The sequence below is a fragment of the Nocardia coffeae genome (assembly GCF_019890715.1).
GTDB lineage: Bacteria > Actinomycetota > Actinomycetes > Mycobacteriales > Mycobacteriaceae > Nocardia > Nocardia jiangxiensis.
In genome coordinates this window covers 73,666-89,386 of the sequence record NZ_JAINZY010000001.1, presented here as the reverse complement: position 1 = coordinate 89,386, position 15,721 = coordinate 73,666, and the positions used below count along the sequence as shown (strand labels likewise).

Sequence of the window (15,721 nt, the reverse complement as noted above, 5' to 3'; positions counted from 1 at the left end):
GGTCATATTCTCTCGAATTCTGCGGTGGCACAGTCCATCCGGAACCCCGACAGGGTGTGCCGGATGGACTCGGCGACGGCCTGCGAGGTGTCTGCGCGGAACCGGAAGCTCGCGCCGATGCCGACGTATCCGGCCGTTTCGGTGATGACCTCGCCGACGGCCGGGATCGTATGGCGGTAGGGCGCGTGGTCCGGCGCGACGTCGAGGCGTGTGGCCGTCACGACACACGGTGGCGGCACGGGAGGGCGCACCAGCAGTTGCCCGGCGACCCGCCCCGCCCGCAGCGGCCGGGTGTCCGGGGTGCGGCCCATCTGGATGTCCAGCGCCGCGCCGACCAGGTCGTAGCCGTGTACCTCGCGCCAGAGATGGGTGGCTTCGGCGCCGGGCATCCGTCCGGCGATTTCCAGCAATTGCAGACGCGGCGCGCCGACCGGACCCAGGAAGAGCTCGAGGTGGAATACCGTCGGCACACCCGCGCTCAGCGCCGTGAGCACCGTGCTCGCGAACGACGCCAGTTGCTCGTCTAGTGCCGGATCATCGATTTCGACTGCCCCCCAGCTGTTCTCGCCGGTGGCGAAGTCCAGGCAGCTGTGGATGTACCGCGAACCGCGCCACGGCCCGAGTTCGCCACCGGTCCAGACGCCGTCGATCGAGCCGGTCTCGTCGGGGCAGAAGCGTTGCACGAGAAAGGGTTCGCGGTGCAGATCGGGTAGATCGGCGAGGTCGGCGGCACCCGACAGCGTGACGATGTCGCGGCTGCCGAGGCCCAGCCTGGGTTTGACGAGCACCGGAAACCCGGATCGCCCGGCGAACGCCGAGATCGCCGCGGCGTCCGGCGCGTCGGTGAATGCCGGTACCGCGACACCGGCCGCCGCGGCCCGCTCGTACATGACGAGCTTGTCCCGGAACGGCAGTGCGTGCGCGGGCGGGTCGCCGGCGATGCCGAACTCCGACCGCAGGTGCGCGGCCTGCAGCAGATCCGTCTCACTGATCGCGACGATGCGCTCGGGCACACCGTGTCGGCGGGCGAGCCCGCGGACCGCGTCGTCCACCGGTTCGGCGTCGTCGAAGACCACGACCTCGGCCGCCGCATGCTGCGGGATGCGGTGCAGAACCTGTGCGGCGCACACATAGGTCACCTCGTGGGCGGCGTGATCGATGGTTTCGAGATACGGCGCGATGGGACCGCGTGAACGGTGAATCACGAGGATGTGGGGGCGCATTGGTCACTCCTGTCGAACACGTCGAGTCGGCGAGCGGTACGGCCGAGCACACCCACCCACACCGATGCGGTGGACACCGCGACGAACATTGCGGCGCCGACGAACACCGGACGGGGATCGTTGCCGGCGAGCCGGGTGAGCAGTCCGGTGAGCAGCGTGCCCGCCGCCGCGGCGGCGAGTACGAGCGATCGAGCCGTGCTGGTGACCCGGCCGAGCAGCTCGCGCGGCACCACCTGCTGGCGCAGGGTGCGGACCACGACGACCACGACCATGCTCGCCCCCGCCAGCAGCGCGTTGGCGACGGCCAGCCACAGCACGCCGGGCGCGAACCCCGCCAGCGCCAACCCGACGGCCATGAGTAGCACTCCCGTCAGGCACATCGGAACCGGTGACCGGCGCGGCCCTACGGCGGCTGCGATCAGCGCACCGACTGCCCCGCCGACGCCGCCTCCCGCCACTGCCAGGCCTACCAGGACAGCCGACGCGCCGAGCCGCTCGCGGGCGAAGAACGGAATCAACGTTTCGGCCCCGAGACCGAGGGCGGTCACCGCCTGCAGCAGCGTGATACCCGCGACGACGGGCGAAGTCACCAGATGCCGCAGTCCGCTCCAAAACTCAGCGACCACGGACCCGAGAACCCCTGCACGGCGCGCCACCGGGCGCTTTGCACCCACAGCTGTGGCAGTGTCGGTGGATTCGGTGGCTGGCAGCCGCCGATATGTCCGCCATACCGTGACCAGCGACACTGCGAAGGTCCCCGCGTTCGCCAGCAACGTCGTCTCCTGGCCTGCCGCTGCCACCAGCACACCCACCGCTGCCGGGCCGAGCATGAGCGAGAGCTGTCCGGAGGTTTCCAGAAATCCGTTGGCGCGCATCAACCGAGGTCCGGTGTAGAGGTCCCGCACCGCGACTGCCATCGCGGTTTCGAAGAACACCCCAGCTACCCCCGCGACGCAGGCCAGGCCGAGGATCGCCGCGACCGGGCATCTACTCATCGTCACCGCGGCAGCCAGCAGCAGGAATACCGCCATTCGCACCGCATCGGCGGCGAGGAGTATCCGCCACGGATCGGCGCGATCCACCAGCGGGCCCGCGGGCAGTCCGGCGATCAGGTAGCCGATCACGCGCGGAGCGGCGGCCAGCGCCGACAGTACCGGGCTGGCGGTCAGTTGCAACACCAGGAGCGGAATGGCGAGCACGGCCAGGCCGTCGCCCAGCAGCGAGATGGATTGGCCGAAAAGGAACAGCCGGCTACCGCCCATCGCCTCTGACCATCCACATGTAGCCGGCCAACTGCTCCAGCCGAAGGCCGTAATTGGTCTTCAGCCCCCATTCGAGGGTGCCGTAGTCGATGTATTCGATGCCGCGCTGCAACGCGGCACGGACCTGTGTGTAGAAAAGCGTCACGAAGTAGGCGCCGTCCACCTCGGGCAGGTGTCCACACCACAACTCCCGCAACGTGTTTCCGTTCCGCAGACCGTGAGCGAAGCCGACGACCCGGCCGGCCCGCTGGACCGCCGTCACCACGATATCTTCACTACGGTAGTGCGTGAGCATTCGATCCAGGGCCGCGGACTGCGTATGGCGATCGGCAGCGGAGTTGTACTTCCGCAGCTGCCCAAGGCGCAGTTCCAGCACGTCGTCGCGAACCTCGGCCAGATCGACCTCACCGACTGTCATATTCTTCTCGGCGAACCGGCGCAGGAGCCGCCCGATGTCCCTGCGGCGTGAACTCCGCAGTTGCAGCAGGTATTCGTCCATGCTGCCGAAGGTCATCGGCAGCACGCAGGTCGGGTACAGCTCCACCTGTGTAGCACCGAATTCGGTCAGGGCCCGGCGCAGTGGTTCCTGCCGCTCGGGGATGTACAGGAACGACACCGACCGTGCTCCCTGACTCGCGGCCCAGGCATCCAGAGCGGTCAGCGTCTCCCGCACCAGGGCCGGTTCGGCGGCACCGGAACCCGCTGCCGCACAGGAATATCCGGGCAGGGTCACCAGTACGGACGGATAGAGTGCCGCGGTATCCGGCGCCGCGGCCGGAGCTGTTCGCGGCTCCGGCGACGGGAGATCGCCGCGCAGCACGGCCGCGATGTCGAACCGGGCATCCGGTGGGGGAGAAGCGAGCCAGCGGGCATGCAATCCGACCCGGGCCTGCCCGTCGACCGAGGCAATCAGCCAGCGGGGCTCACCCGGCAGCAGCGGCCCCATGGTCTCGAGCCAGCGGATCGACACGGTGTACTCGGACACTTCCGCTGCGAGGTCGTCCCATTCGGGGGGCCGGATCGATGTGGCTCTCATGTCGACACGCATAGCTCACCTGCACATCACGGGAGGGTGATCCGAGACGGCCACCATCATCTTGATCTGATCATCATATAACGGCACTGTGTTTTATGTACCGCTAAATAGTGTAAGCATCAATCGTCGAGCTGGGAAGAGGTGAGGGACCGGAACCATCTCCAATCCCGTTCGGATGGAAGCAAATAGCGCATAGGCCGTGTGCTGAGCGGAGTGGGCGGCGAGCGGGTAGCCAAAGGATTCAAGATCAAGTGTCCATGAAACACCGTGTAACGGTTCGTCGCCTGTCGGCGTATAGAGCTGCGGATCAAGCAGAGGCTGTCTGCATGGATCGGCCGTAAGGTGAACTCATGAACCGATTGGGTGGCGCCACGTCGCCGTACCTGCGGCAGCACGCCTCCAATCCTGTGGATTGGCGGGAGTGGGGGCCGGAGGCGCTGGCGGAGGCTGTTTCGCGGGATGTGCCGGTTCTGTTGTCGGTGGGATACGCCAGTTGCCACTGGTGTCACGTGATGGCGCACGAGTCGTTCGAGGATCCGGGGACGGCCGGGGTGATGAATGCGAACTTCGTGTGCGTGAAGGTGGATCGGGAGGAGCGGCCCGATATCGACGCGATCTACATGTCGGCGACCGTGGCGATGACCGGGCAGGGCGGCTGGCCGATGACGTGCTTTCTGACGCCGGAAGGGGAGCCGTTCTACTGCGGGACGTACTATCCGAAGACGCCGCGCGGGGGGATGCCCTCGTTCACGCAGGTGCTGACCGCGGTGGCCGATACCTGGCGGACCCGGCGCGCGGAGGTGGACGAGGCCGCGGGGCAGGTGGCGGAGGCGTTGCGCGCGCAGGCCGACGGGCTGCCGGACAGTGATCTCGCGGTCGGTCCGGAATTGCTGGATCATGCGGTGGCCGCGGTGCTGCGCGATGTCGATCCGCGGTACGCGGGATTCGGTGGGGCGCCGAAGTTTCCGCCGTCCGCGCTGTTGGAGGGGCTGCTGCGGCATGTCGAACGCACCGGGGATCCGGTGGCACGCAAGGCTGTGCTCGATACGGCCGTCGCGATGGCTCGCGGCGGTATCTACGATCAGCTGCGGGGCGGGTTCGCCCGGTACGCGGTCGATGCCGCCTGGGTGGTACCGCATTTCGAGAAGATGCTCTACGACAACGCTCAATTGCTGCGTGGCTATGCGCATCTGGCCCGCTCCGGTACGCGAGAGCTTGCCGCGGAACGGCTTTCGCGCGGTGATCTGCCGCTGCGGGTGACCGCGGAGACCGCGGCGTTCCTGCTCGACGACCTGGCGACCGAACAGGGTGGATTCGCCTCCGGGCTGGATGCGGACACGCACGTCGATCCGAGCGGTCCGGGAGTCGAGGGTGCGACCTACGTGTGGACTCCCGAACAGCTGAGCGAAGTCCTGGGCCCGGACGACGGTGCTTGGGCGGCAGAGATCTTCGGCGTGACCGCGGAGGGAAGTTTCGAACACGGCACCTCGGTGCTCACCCTGCCGGTGCCCGCGGGCCACACCGATGTCTCGGGTCCGGTCGATCCCGAACGTTTCGATCGAGTCCGGCAGCTGCTGCGACGGGCCCGGGACGAACGTCCGCAACCCGCGCGGGACGACAAGGTGGTCACCGCGTGGAACGGGATGGCGATCACCGCGCTGGCCGAGGCCGGGGCCGCCCACGCCCGGCCCGACTGGGTCGACGCCGCGGCCCGGTGCGCGCGAATGCTGTTGTCGGAGCATGTGATCGACGGCCGCCTGCGGCGCGCCTCGCTCGGTGGCGTGACCGGTGCGGCCCCCGGGATCCTGGAGGATTACGCCTGGTTGGCCACCGGTCTGCTGGCCCTGCATCAGGCCACCGGCGAATCCGGCTGGCTCGCCCGCGCGCAGGAATTGCTGGACATCGCGATCGCCCATTTCGCCGATCCGGCCGCCGCGGGCGCCTGGTTCGATACGGCCGACGACGCCGAATCGCTCATCTCCCGCCCGCGTGACCCGTTCGACGGCGCAACCCCGTCGGGCGCATCGTCCTTCGCCGAGGCGCTGCTGACGGCGTCGGCGCTGAGTGCACCGGATCGAGCCGGCCGCTATCGTGCCCTGGCCGAATCCACCCTGTCCCGCAGCGCGGTCGTGCTCGCCCGCGCACCCCGATCCGGCGGCCACTGGCTCGCGGTCGCCGAGGCGGCGGTGCAGGGTCCGTTGCAGATCGCGGTCGCACTGCCCGAGGGGGCCGATCCCGCCGCATCCGAATTGCTCACCGCCGCACGCTGGTCGGCCCCCGGTGGCTCGGTGGTGCTTGCCGGAAAACAGGATTCATCGCCGTTGCTCGACAGTCGGCCGCCGGTCCAGGCCCGACCGGCCGCCTACGTCTGCCGCGGCTCGGTCTGCGACCTTCCGGTGACCGACCCGCAGGCGCTGCGCTCGTCCCTCGTGCTTGGCGCATCAACCTGACGAGCGCTCGCCCCATTCTCGAGAAAGCCCTGGCAGCGAGATATGCATAGCTTCCGGCTATGAAGTCTCACCAGTTCGGCGGGGCAGGCTTGCCGACTGCGCCGAGTCCTTGCAGTATGGCGTGCAGGAAGCGGCCGTCGGGGTCAGGATCGGCCGCTTGGACAGGGAGTTCACGTGACCATGCAGCCTCGTAGGAACCGTTCGCACCGCCCGGCCGGGCGTGCTGCGCTGGCGTTGACCGCAGGCGTCGCCGCCGTGGTATTTGCCACTGTAACGGGCGCGGGCCCCGCGGCGGCGCGGCACATCGGGGCGTTCGACGTCGGCGGCTCCATCGAGAAGGCTTACGACCGCGCGGGCGGCGCGGGCTTCTTCGGCAATCCGACCACCCCGGAATCGGCCGCCCAGGGCGGCAAGTTCCAGGTGTTCGAGCGCGGCTGCTCGATCTACTGGTCCGTCGGCACCGACGCGCACAACATCTGCGGTCTCATTCGCGACAAATACGCCTCGCTGGGCTGGGAGCGCAGTCCGCTGGGCTTCCCGCTCTCGGATGAGTCCAAGGCCGGGAACGATAGCGCCGGACGCTACAACATGTTCCCCGGCGGAGTGATCTACTGGTCCGAGGAGACCGGAGCGCACGCGGTCTGGGGTTCCATCGCCGGGGTCTGGCAGGGCAACGGCGCGGAGAAGGGCCGCTACGGCTATCCGACCAGCGACGAATACGACTATCGCGGCGGCAAGGCCCAGGACTTCCAGGGCGGCCGGATCACCTGGCACCCGTGAGCCGCGGTATTCGCTGACTATTCGGGACGAACCGCCTGCACCGCGGCGTCCGGCACCGCATCTTCCGAGTCGGGCCCGGCTCCGTTGCCGCTCGCAGCCGGCGCCTTCTCCCGCCCGGCGCCCGGCACGGTCGCGGCGATATCGGTCCAGCAGTCGGTCGGTTGTTTGCGCCCGCGCAGGTGAATGGTCTCGTGTAGTTCCCACGACGCGCTCTCGTTGCCCGAGGCCGCCTCGATGACGTTCTGGCTCACCAGGATTCGCCGTGCCACATGTTTGGCCTCGGTGGTCAGCCGGGACGCTTCGTTCACCGCGTCGCCGATGACGGTGAATTCCAGGCGGGTGTCGGTGCCGACGTCCCCGGCGAATACCGATCCGCGTGCGACGCCGATACCGATGTCGAGTTCACCCCCGGCGGCCACCTCGTCGCGGATCCGGCGGGCGGCGCGCAGGGCGGGAGTCGCGTTGTCGCGCAAGGCGATCGGCGCGCCGAAGATGCACAGCGCGGCGTCGCCCTCGAATTTGTTCACCAGCCCGCCGTTGTCCTCGGTGGCCGAGACGACGATCGACAGCAGCCGGTTCAGTTTGGCGACGAATTCGCGCGGTGCGAGTTCGGTGGACAGTTCGACCGACCCGACGACGTCGACGAACAGCGCCGTCACCACGCGAACGTCGCCGGTGAGGTCCATCCCTCCGGCCAGCGCGCGTTCGGCCACCTCAGTGCCCACGTGCCGGCCGAACATATCGCGCAGCCGTTCGCGGTCGGACAGGTTCTCGGCCAGTTCGTTCACCGAATGCTCCAAGCGGCCGATCTCGCTGGCGCTGCCGACCGGCACTCGCACCTCGAGATCGCCGTGCGCGATCCGGTCCAGCGCGCGGCGCAGCATCCGCAGCGGTGCGGCGACCGCGCGGGCCAGCGTGGCGGTGGCGATCGCGCCGACCAGCAGACCCACCAGGGACATGTACAGCGCGGTGTGGATGCGGTCGCCGGGCGCGGCGACCGGGTCGGCGAGCACGGTGATCAGCATCAGCAGCGGCATCGCGCCGGAGACCGTCCAGGACAGCACGACGCGGTTGAGCACCGTGGAACTCCAGTGCATCGTCCCGCCGAGGACCGTCGCGACCAGCGGGATCGCGGGCCGGATCAGCCGATCCACGATCAACAGGGTGAAACCGGCCGATTCGAAGGCGCCCATGGCGAACATCGCGCCGACCACCACGATCGCCCGCGACGGCACGACCTGCGCGAACAGTAACGTCACGATGATCACGCCGGGCAGCCAGATGGCTAGGGCCCGCAGTGTGGTCGCCATCGGCAGGTTCAACAGCCGCCGCGCCTCGGCCTCGGTGGGTTTGCGACCGGTGTCCAGCCAGCCGAAGTAGTGGTTGCGATCGCGCACGGCGATCGCGACGCCGACCAGCGCGCCCAGGATCGGGTAGATCGAGGTCTGCGCCAGCGCGCTCATCCAGTCCGGCCCGAGCCGTCCGAGGAATCCGCTCAGCCACAGTTCGATGATGATGACCGCGAGTCCGCCGACGTGGCAGGCCAGCACGACGGTCGACAGGCCCCAACGCATCCGCAGCGCCCACAGGATCAGCCGATTCATCATGGCGCGCAGGGGGTCGTGCCGGGATGATCCAACCGCGCTATCGATTCGTAGAGCACGAACGAGCAGCATAGAACCCGTGAGTGCGGCGGCGTCGGTTTCGACCGGATCGTGTCCGGTACGTCACAGGTACGCCGCGCGCTCCGGGTGCACCGGGGCGGTCATCTCAGGACGACCAGCCACACCGCGACGTAGTGGCACAGTGCCGCGAGAACCGTTGCGGCGTGGAAGAACTCGTGATGTCCGAAGACCGTCGGCCAGGGGTTCGGCCATTTGGCGGCGTAGAGGATCGCGCCGATGCTGTAGGCCAGTCCGCCCACCAGCAGCAGAATCATCGGAGCCACGCCGACGTTGTGCGTCATGCGCGCCGCGACCGGCACGATCGCCCAGCCCAGCAACAGATACAGCGGTACGCCGACCCAGCGTGGCGCGGTCGGCCACAGCAGTTTGAGCGCGACTCCGGCCAGCGCGCCCGCCCAGACCACGATCAGCAGCGTCGTCCCGGTGTGACCGGGCAGGCCCAGCAGCGCGAACGGGGTGTAACTGCCGGCGATGAACAGGAAGATCATCGAATGATCGGCCCGCTTCATATGGGTGCGGGCCCGCGTACTGGACCAGGTCACCCGGTGGTAGGTGGCGCTGACCCCGAAGACGCCGCAGACCGTGAGCCCGTAGATCAGGGTCGAGACGCCCGCGGTCGCCGAAACGGTCGCGGACACCGCGACCAGCGCGATGACCGCGATGGCGGCGATTCCGACCGCCCAGGTGTGGATCCAGCCCCGCATGCGCGGTTTGACCGGGATGTCCGCCGTGAGCCCGAAGGTTCCCAGGGCGTCGGGCACGGGCGTCACCAATTCGGACACGACTTACCTCCTGAGTAACCTACGGTACCGTAAGTTAGCGATCACGCCACCGGAACACTGATGACACGTCAGCGGCCGGAGTCCCGCCGATGTACGCGGCATGCCGATAACCCCGGGGCGTAGGGTTGCTCTCCGTGAGGCTTGCAAGTCAGGTGCGTGAGCTGCCGTATCGCATCTATCAGGCGCGGCTGTCCAAACAGCTCGCAGGCAAACAACATCCGCGTCACGTGGCCGTGGTGTGTGACGGAAATCGCCGCTGGGCACGAGAGAACGGCTTCACCGATGTCAGCCACGGGCATCGCGTCGGAGCGCTGAAGATCGCCGAGCTGGTCGGCTGGTGCGAGGCCGAGGGCATCGAGATGGTGACGGTGTATCTGCTGTCCACCGAGAACCTCAATCGCGACCCGGACGAGCTGGAGATCCTGTTCGAGGTGATCACCGACGTCGTGGAGGAGCTCTCCGCGCCGGAGCAGAACTGGAGCGTGAAGATCGTCGGCTCGCTCGACGGGCTGCCCGAGGAGGTCTCGCGCCGGATGCGCAAGGCCGCCGACGAGAGCCACGGCCGCACCGGCGTGCACGTCAACGTCGCGATCGGGTACGGCGGCCGTCAGGAGATCGCCGATGCGGTGCGTTCGCTGGTCCGGCAGGAGATGTCGGCGGGGGAGACGGGGGAGGATCTGGTCCAGTCGATCACCGTCAACGCGATCGGCCAGCATCTGTACACCTCCGGACAGCCCGATCCGGACCTGGTCATCCGCACCTCGGGTGAGCAGCGTATGTCGGGATTCCTGCTCTGGCAGAGCGCCTATTCGGAGATCTGGTTCACCGAGGCTTACTGGCCCGAGTTCCGCCGGGTCGACTTCCTGCGCGCGTTGCGCGATTACGCCGCCCGGCATCGGCGTTACGGAACCTGAGCGCCGGTCTCGAGCGAGCTGATAACGGCGCGGCGCAGGATCTGTTGCATTGCATGATCATCGGGGTGTGTGCGGTCGTGCTCGCGTACCGTCCAGTACATGAGTGAGTCCGGGCAGCGCGGCGCGGTGGAGGTGGCGTCGGCTTCGACGCCGTACATCAGCTACGAGGATTTCGGTCGGCGATTCCTGGAATACGCCGCGTCGGAATCGCGAATCGCGGGCGCGTTCTCCCAATTGACCGGCGCCGCTTTCGATTTCGGACCGATCGGAGTGGGCCCCGGCCGACTGGCCAAGGTGAGCGCGCAGGTGCGGCTCGGTGAGCCGGTGCTGGTGCGGAATCTGGGCGAGGAGATCACCTTCGATCTGGCGATCCCGCTGAACGTCGATCTGCTGCTGGATCTGACCGTGGACCGCCACCGTTTCGACGTCGACGGCGCGGTGCACGTCCACCTGACCGTCCGCACCGCCGAACCACTTCGGGTGATCATCGACATCGCCGAGCCGCGTCCCAGCGACGTCCGCGTCAACGTAGCCACAGCCACCCGACGCGGCCAACTCCTACGCCTGCTGGCCAGCGTCGACCACGAGATCCGCCGCTTCATCGCCCGTTACGTCGCCCGGGAGATCCGCAAACCCCATATCGCCGCGGTCCGTGAAATCGATGTGGCCACCAGACTCGACGCCGCCTGGAAAGTCTGACGACTGTCCTGAGTAAATCGATATCGAGGCCGGGTGTTCGAGCTGAAATACCTTCCGCGGCCACAGATATCGCCGATGTGCGGGTTTATCACGGCTGGGAATATCGTAGTGTGATCTCGGTATTTCATTTCGTGAAAGGTGAGTATGCGCAAGGCTGTTCGTCTCGGAGTTATCAGTTTCGGCATTGTGGCGGGCGTCGCCATGGGTGCATCGTCCGCCTGGGCAGGATCGGATATGGTCGGCCCCCATCCCGGTTGTGATGACCACGGCTCCTGCAAGCCCGGTGCCCCACGTCCCCACTTCCGCCAAGACGACGATCCTCTGGGCCCGACAATAAAATTGTTCCAGAACTGTGTAGCGACTGGTTCGCACAGTCCCGACCCAGGTACATGGTGCCCCGGCGGTGCAATCCCACGCACCGGCATCTGACCCGAGCCGCGCCACCGCATAACCCTCGGATGGAGGCACCCCCCGGTTCTCCCGTCCAGAAACGGGGGGGGGGCATCCGGAGCCTCTCGAACGCGCCCAGCGGCGAAGAGTCTCTGTCCCGCTGGTAGTCGCCCGCGAAGCGAAAGGCTCAGCAAGGCCAACTCCAGGTTTTCGGCGCGGGCTCGTCGCTGCGCCCTCGAAGCGCATGGCCGAAGGCCGAGTCTCGAGGGCGCAGCGACGAGCCTTACAGCGCCGAAAACCCGCCGCAGCGAAGCGGAGGCCAAAAATACAGCCCTACTCCCGCCGGAGCCTGCGGAGGCCGCCAACCCCCGCCTAACCCGAAATCACAACTTACGCAGCCGAATCCGATTGATACTGTGATCAGAGTCTTTCCGCAGCACCAGAGTCGCGCGCGGCCGAGTAGGCAGAATATTCTCCACAAGATTAGGCCGGTTGGTCGCATTCCAGATCTCCTGGGCAGCGATCGTCGCCTCCTGATCGTTGAATCCGGCATAGTGATGAAAGTGCGAATTCGGGTCCGCGAACGCCGTCTTACGCAGGGACAGAAAGCGATTCACGTACCACTTCTCGATATCCTCGATCCGAGCGTCGACGTAGACCGAGAAATCGAACAGATCCGAGACCATCAGGCGCGGCCCGGTCTGCAGGACGTTGAGTCCTTCCATGATCAGGATGTCGGGCTGGCGCACGCAGTGGAACTGATCGGGCAGGATGTCGTAGGCGATGTGCGAGTAGATCGGCGCGCAGACCTCGGAGGCGCCGGATTTGACCTCGGTGACGAAACGCAGCAGCTTGCGCCGGTCGTAACTTTCCGGGAATCCCTTGCGGTGCATGATTCCGCGACGCGTGAGTTCGATTGTCGGATAAAGGAATCCGTCGGTGGTGACCAGATCGACGCGCGGGTGGTGGTCCCAGCGGGCCAGCAGTGCCTGCAGCACGCGCGCGGTGGTGGATTTGCCGACCGCGACGCTACCGGCGATGCCGATGACGAACGGCACCTGATGGTCCGGATGGGTCTCGCCGAGAAAGGTCGCGGTGGCGGCGAACAATCGCTGGCGTGCGGCGACCTGGAGGTGGATCAATCGGGCCAGTGGCAGATAAACCTCGGCGACCTCTTCCAGATCGATCTGCTCGCCGAGTCCGCGCAGGCCGAACAGTTCCTCCTCGGTGAGTACCAGGGGGGTCGACTTTCGCAGGGTGCGCCATTGTTTCCGGTCGAATTCCACATAGGGACTCGGCTCACTCATCCGTGCCATTTACCCACGCTCTCGGTTCGGTGCACATGACGCATTCGGTCCGGACGCCGCACCGGGATCCGGCGCCGTCCGCGCGCCCGGCGGGACGGGATCCGGTGGGCAGTCCTGGCATAGGCGAATTGTCCTCGCGGGCAAGGGCGCCTCGTACACGGGGTGTTATTACTCGCCGGTAACTATGCGTGACATTTCTCTCCCGGCCTCCGGGTTTCGGCGGCCTCGTGCTGCTCGGACTGCGTGAACGCCCGGTCGCGGTATGGTCGGCTGTCATGGATGCGCATCCGCTCGTGACGGACTATCTGCGGCTGGGGCTGGCCTTCGACCGCCTCGAACCCGGGTTCGTCGACGCCTACACCGGCGATCCCGCGCTGCGACGCGAGGTGCAGGAGGGGCCCGCGCCGCTGCCGGGCGAGTTGGCAACGCAGGCTGCGGCATTGCGCAAGGAACTGCCCGAGGCGGGTCTGCCCGAGGTGCGCACCGAATTCCTCGATGTCCATCTGCGCGCCCTGGAATGTTCCGCGCGCAAGTTCGCCGGTGAGCAGATCTCCTTCGTCGACGAGGTGCGCGCCTATTTCGACGTCGATATCGCGCCCGGAAACGAGGAGGACTACCGCGACGCGCATCGGCAGATGGACGAGGTCCTGGCCGGTGACGGGTCGCTGCTCGAACGGGTGAGCGCGCATCGCAAGGCCGACGAGGTGCCCCCGGAGCGGTTGAGCGAATGCGTCGCGGCCTTCTCCGGCGCCCTGCGCGAACTGGTCCGGGCGCGTTATCCGCTGCCCGATCACGAACAGGTGGAGTACGAGGTCGTCGGCGACAAGCCGTGGTCCGGATTCAATTACTACCTGGGCAACTATCGGTCCAAGGTCGCGATCAACTCCGACCTCAAACAACATATGGCGCATCTTCCGGCGCTCATCGCGCACGAGGCGTATCCCGGTCATCACACCGAGCACTGCCGCAAGGAGGCCGGACTGGTCGGCGCGGGCCAGGCCGAGCAGACGCTGTTCGTGGTCAACACCCCGCAGTGCCTGATGGCCGAGGGCCTGGCGGATCTGGCGCTGCGTTCGATCGTCGGGCCGGGCTGGGGTCGGTGGGCGCAGGAGATCTACGCGGATCTCGGGCTGCGCTTCGACGGCGAACGCGCGGAACGACTTTCGACCGCGTCGGCGAAACTGCTGGGCGTGCGGCAGGACGCCGCGCTGTTGCTGCACGATCGCGGCCGGGATGCGAACGAGGTCGCCGGATTCCTGCAGCGCTGGAGTCTGGCCACCCCCGATCGCGCCAGGCAGTCGCTGCGCTTCCTGTCCTCGCCGCTGTGGCGGGCCTACATCAGCACCTACGTGGAGGGCTATCGCCTGTTGGGCGGCTGGCTCGACCGCGCCGCCGACGAGGACGACCGCGCCGATCGTTTCCGCCGCCTGCTCGACGAACCGCTCACCCCCGGAGCGGTCCGCCGCATGTGACGCCCGGGGGTCACCCGGGCGAGGCGCAGGATCCGATGATCATCGAATTCGCCTGTGCTCAATACATCGGCACGGAACAATGTCCGCCGGAAAGCGTGCATACCAGGAGTGAGATCTGCTGCAGCAGGGCTTCGATGGGGCTCAGGGGCGCGAAGATCGGTTGCATCGTGGACGTGCCTTTCCGGTGATCGAGTTTTCCGCGTCCCAGTCTCGGCCCGCGCATCCCGGTCCGGAACACCCCGGTTCGGGTGCCCGAGAAATTGAGGGCACACCGGCGCGCCGATTCCGCCGAATCGGGTGGGGAGCCCACGCGCTTGTGCTACGCGTGCCCACTTAGACTGTGCTGGTGACCCAGACGACCGCCGCCTCCGTGAACTCCCAATCGCTCGCCGAACTCGATCCCGAACTCGCTGCCGCGATGGCGGGCGAACTCGCCCGGGAACGCGACACCCTCGAGATGATCGCCTCGGAGAACTTCGTACCGCGTGCGGTACTGCAGGCTCAGGGCAGTGTGCTGACCAACAAGTACGCCGAGGGTTATCCGGGTCGCCGGTACTACGGCGGGTGCGAACACGTCGACGTGGTGGAGAACCTGGCGCGCGAGCGCGTCAAGGAACTCTTCGGCGCGGAATTCGCCAATGTGCAGCCGCATTCGGGCGCGCAGGCCAACGCCGCGGTGCTGATGGCGCTGATGAATCCGGGCGAGAAGCTGCTCGGTCTGGATCTCGCGCACGGTGGGCACCTCACCCACGGCATGCGGCTGAACTTCTCCGGCAAGCTCTACGAGGTGCACGCCTACGGGGTGAGCAAGGAGGATCACCGCGTCGACATGGAGGCCCTGCGCGAGCAGGCGCTCTCGGTTCGGCCGAAGGTGATCGTCGCGGGCTGGTCGGCGTATCCGCGGCATCTGGACTTCGCGGCGTTCCGGGAGATCGCCGACGAGGTCGGCGCGTACCTGTGGGTCGATATGGCGCACTTCGCCGGTCTGGTCGCGGCCGGACTGCACCCCTCGCCGGTGCCGCACGCCGACGTGGTGTCCTCCACCGTGCACAAGACCCTCGGCGGTCCGCGTTCGGGTCTGATCCTGGCCAAGCAGGACTTCGCGAAGAAGCTCAACAGCGCGGTGTTCCCCGGTCAGCAGGGCGGTCCGCTGATGCATGTGATCGCCGCCAAGGCCGCCGCGTTCAAGATCGCCGGGACCGAGGAGTTCAAGCAGCGTCAGGAGCGCACGCTCTCGGGTGCGAAGATCCTCGCCGAGCGTCTGACCGCGGCCGATGTGAAGGACAAGGGCATCGCCGTGCTGACCGGAGGCACCGACGTGCACCTGGTCCTGGTGGATCTGCGCAACTCGGTGCTGGACGGCCAGCAGGCCGAGGATCTGCTGCACGAGGTCGGAATCACGGTGAACCGCAACGCCGTTCCGTTCGACCCGCGCCCGCCGATGGTCACCTCCGGCCTGCGCATCGGCACCGCCGCCCTGGCCACCCGTGGCTTCGGTGACGCGGAGTTCGCCGAGGTCTCCGACATCATCGCCACCGCGCTCGCGGGCGGTGCGGATCTGGACGCGCTGCGCGCCCGGGTCAGCAAGCTCGCCGCCGACCGGCCCCTGTACCAGGGGCTGGAAGACTGGGGCCTGCTGTAATTTCGGCCTCCGCTCCGCTCCGGCGGGGTCGGGGCCCCCGAAGGGCCGATTCTTCGCTCCTCCGCTCCTCCGCTTCGCT

At 67.4% G+C, this 15,721-nt stretch carries 12 protein-coding genes; 6 read left to right on the top strand and 6 right to left on the bottom strand.

Features of this window, described 5'->3' with window-relative positions; all coding sequences use genetic code 11:
• Positions 1-2 precede the first annotated feature (2 nt).
• The 3 genes from K7711_RS00400 to K7711_RS00390 are packed head-to-tail and all read right to left on the bottom strand — an operon-like array spanning position 3 to position 3,521.
• Entirely contained in the window at positions 3-1,223 is a 1,221-nt protein-coding gene (locus tag K7711_RS00400; protein ID WP_222963816.1) for an ATP-grasp domain-containing protein, read from the bottom strand.
• Positions 1,202-2,485: an MFS transporter gene (locus K7711_RS00395; RefSeq protein WP_222963814.1), complete on the bottom strand. Its 1,284-nt coding sequence runs from the start codon at positions 2,483-2,485 to the stop codon at positions 1,202-1,204. The genes K7711_RS00400 and K7711_RS00395 overlap by 22 nt, the downstream gene beginning before the upstream one ends.
• The gene (locus K7711_RS00390; protein WP_222963812.1) at positions 2,475-3,521 is read right to left on the bottom strand and encodes a GNAT family N-acetyltransferase; all 1,047 of its coding nucleotides are present in this window, start codon (positions 3,519-3,521) and stop codon (positions 2,475-2,477) included. The genes K7711_RS00395 and K7711_RS00390 overlap by 11 nt, the downstream gene beginning before the upstream one ends.
• A gap of 350 nt (positions 3,522-3,871) precedes the next feature.
• On the opposite strand from K7711_RS00390, the gene K7711_RS00385 reads away from it, so the two are divergent.
• Entirely contained in the window at positions 3,872-5,971 is a 2,100-nt protein-coding gene (locus tag K7711_RS00385; RefSeq protein ID WP_222963810.1) for a thioredoxin domain-containing protein, read from the top strand.
• Between the two features lie 180 nt (positions 5,972-6,151).
• Positions 6,152-6,751 carry an LGFP repeat-containing protein gene (locus K7711_RS00380; protein ID WP_222966496.1) on the top strand — a complete coding sequence of 200 codons (600 nt, stop codon included), beginning with the start codon at positions 6,152-6,154 and terminating at the stop codon, positions 6,749-6,751.
• Positions 6,752-6,768: 17 nt separating this feature from the next.
• On the opposite strand, the gene K7711_RS00375 is transcribed toward K7711_RS00380, so the two are convergent.
• Positions 6,769-8,358 (bottom strand): adenylate/guanylate cyclase domain-containing protein, encoded by a 1,590-nt coding sequence (locus K7711_RS00375; RefSeq protein WP_235746494.1) that lies wholly within the window; start codon positions 8,356-8,358, stop codon positions 6,769-6,771.
• 158 nt (positions 8,359-8,516) lie between these two features.
• A complete protein-coding gene (gene trhA / locus K7711_RS00370; protein ID WP_372460112.1) occupies positions 8,517-9,185 on the bottom strand; it encodes a PAQR family membrane homeostasis protein TrhA in 669 nt (222 codons plus the stop codon).
• A gap of 167 nt (positions 9,186-9,352) precedes the next feature.
• On the opposite strand from trhA, the gene K7711_RS00365 reads away from it, so the two are divergent.
• Positions 9,353-10,132 (top strand): isoprenyl transferase, encoded by a 780-nt coding sequence (locus K7711_RS00365; RefSeq protein ID WP_372460083.1) that lies wholly within the window; start codon positions 9,353-9,355, stop codon positions 10,130-10,132.
• A gap of 99 nt (positions 10,133-10,231) precedes the next feature.
• A complete protein-coding gene (locus K7711_RS00360) occupies positions 10,232-10,831 on the top strand; it encodes a hypothetical protein (protein WP_222963806.1) in 600 nt (199 codons plus the stop codon).
• 773 nt (positions 10,832-11,604) lie between these two features.
• Here K7711_RS00360 and coaA read toward each other — a convergent pair.
• The gene (gene coaA, locus K7711_RS00355) at positions 11,605-12,537 is read right to left on the bottom strand and encodes a type I pantothenate kinase (protein ID WP_222963804.1); all 933 of its coding nucleotides are present in this window, start codon (positions 12,535-12,537) and stop codon (positions 11,605-11,607) included.
• Positions 12,538-12,803: 266 nt separating this feature from the next.
• On the opposite strand from coaA, the gene K7711_RS00350 reads away from it, so the two are divergent.
• Together K7711_RS00350 and glyA are read left to right on the top strand one after the other, a co-directional pair.
• Complete coding sequence (locus K7711_RS00350) at positions 12,804-14,000, top strand: DUF885 domain-containing protein (protein WP_222963802.1); 1,197 nt, start codon at positions 12,804-12,806, stop codon at positions 13,998-14,000.
• 346 nt (positions 14,001-14,346) lie between these two features.
• Positions 14,347-15,642, top strand: coding sequence for a serine hydroxymethyltransferase (gene glyA / locus K7711_RS00345; protein ID WP_222963800.1), 1,296 nt, complete (start codon positions 14,347-14,349; stop codon positions 15,640-15,642).
• Positions 15,643-15,721 lie beyond the last annotated feature (79 nt).

Bases quoted from the DNA above. Each gene is read 5' to 3' on its own strand.
- K7711_RS00350 (WP_222963802.1), top strand. From the start codon at position 12,804: ATGGATGCGCATCCGCTCGTGACGGACTATCTGCGGCTGGGGCTGGCC.
- K7711_RS00395 (WP_222963814.1), bottom strand. From the start codon at position 2,485: ATGGGCGGTAGCCGGCTGTTCCTTTTCGGCCAATCCATCTCGCTGCTG.
- K7711_RS00390 (WP_222963812.1), bottom strand. From the start codon at position 3,521: ATGAGAGCCACATCGATCCGGCCCCCCGAATGGGACGACCTCGCAGCG.
- coaA (WP_222963804.1), bottom strand. From the start codon at position 12,537: ATGGCACGGATGAGTGAGCCGAGTCCCTATGTGGAATTCGACCGGAAA.
- K7711_RS00380 (WP_222966496.1), top strand. From the start codon at position 6,152: ATGCAGCCTCGTAGGAACCGTTCGCACCGCCCGGCCGGGCGTGCTGCG.
- K7711_RS00385 (WP_222963810.1), top strand. From the start codon at position 3,872: ATGAACCGATTGGGTGGCGCCACGTCGCCGTACCTGCGGCAGCACGCC.
- K7711_RS00360 (WP_222963806.1), top strand. From the start codon at position 10,232: ATGAGTGAGTCCGGGCAGCGCGGCGCGGTGGAGGTGGCGTCGGCTTCG.
- K7711_RS00400 (WP_222963816.1), bottom strand. From the start codon at position 1,223: ATGCGCCCCCACATCCTCGTGATTCACCGTTCACGCGGTCCCATCGCG.
- K7711_RS00375 (WP_235746494.1), bottom strand. From the start codon at position 8,358: ATGATGAATCGGCTGATCCTGTGGGCGCTGCGGATGCGTTGGGGCCTG.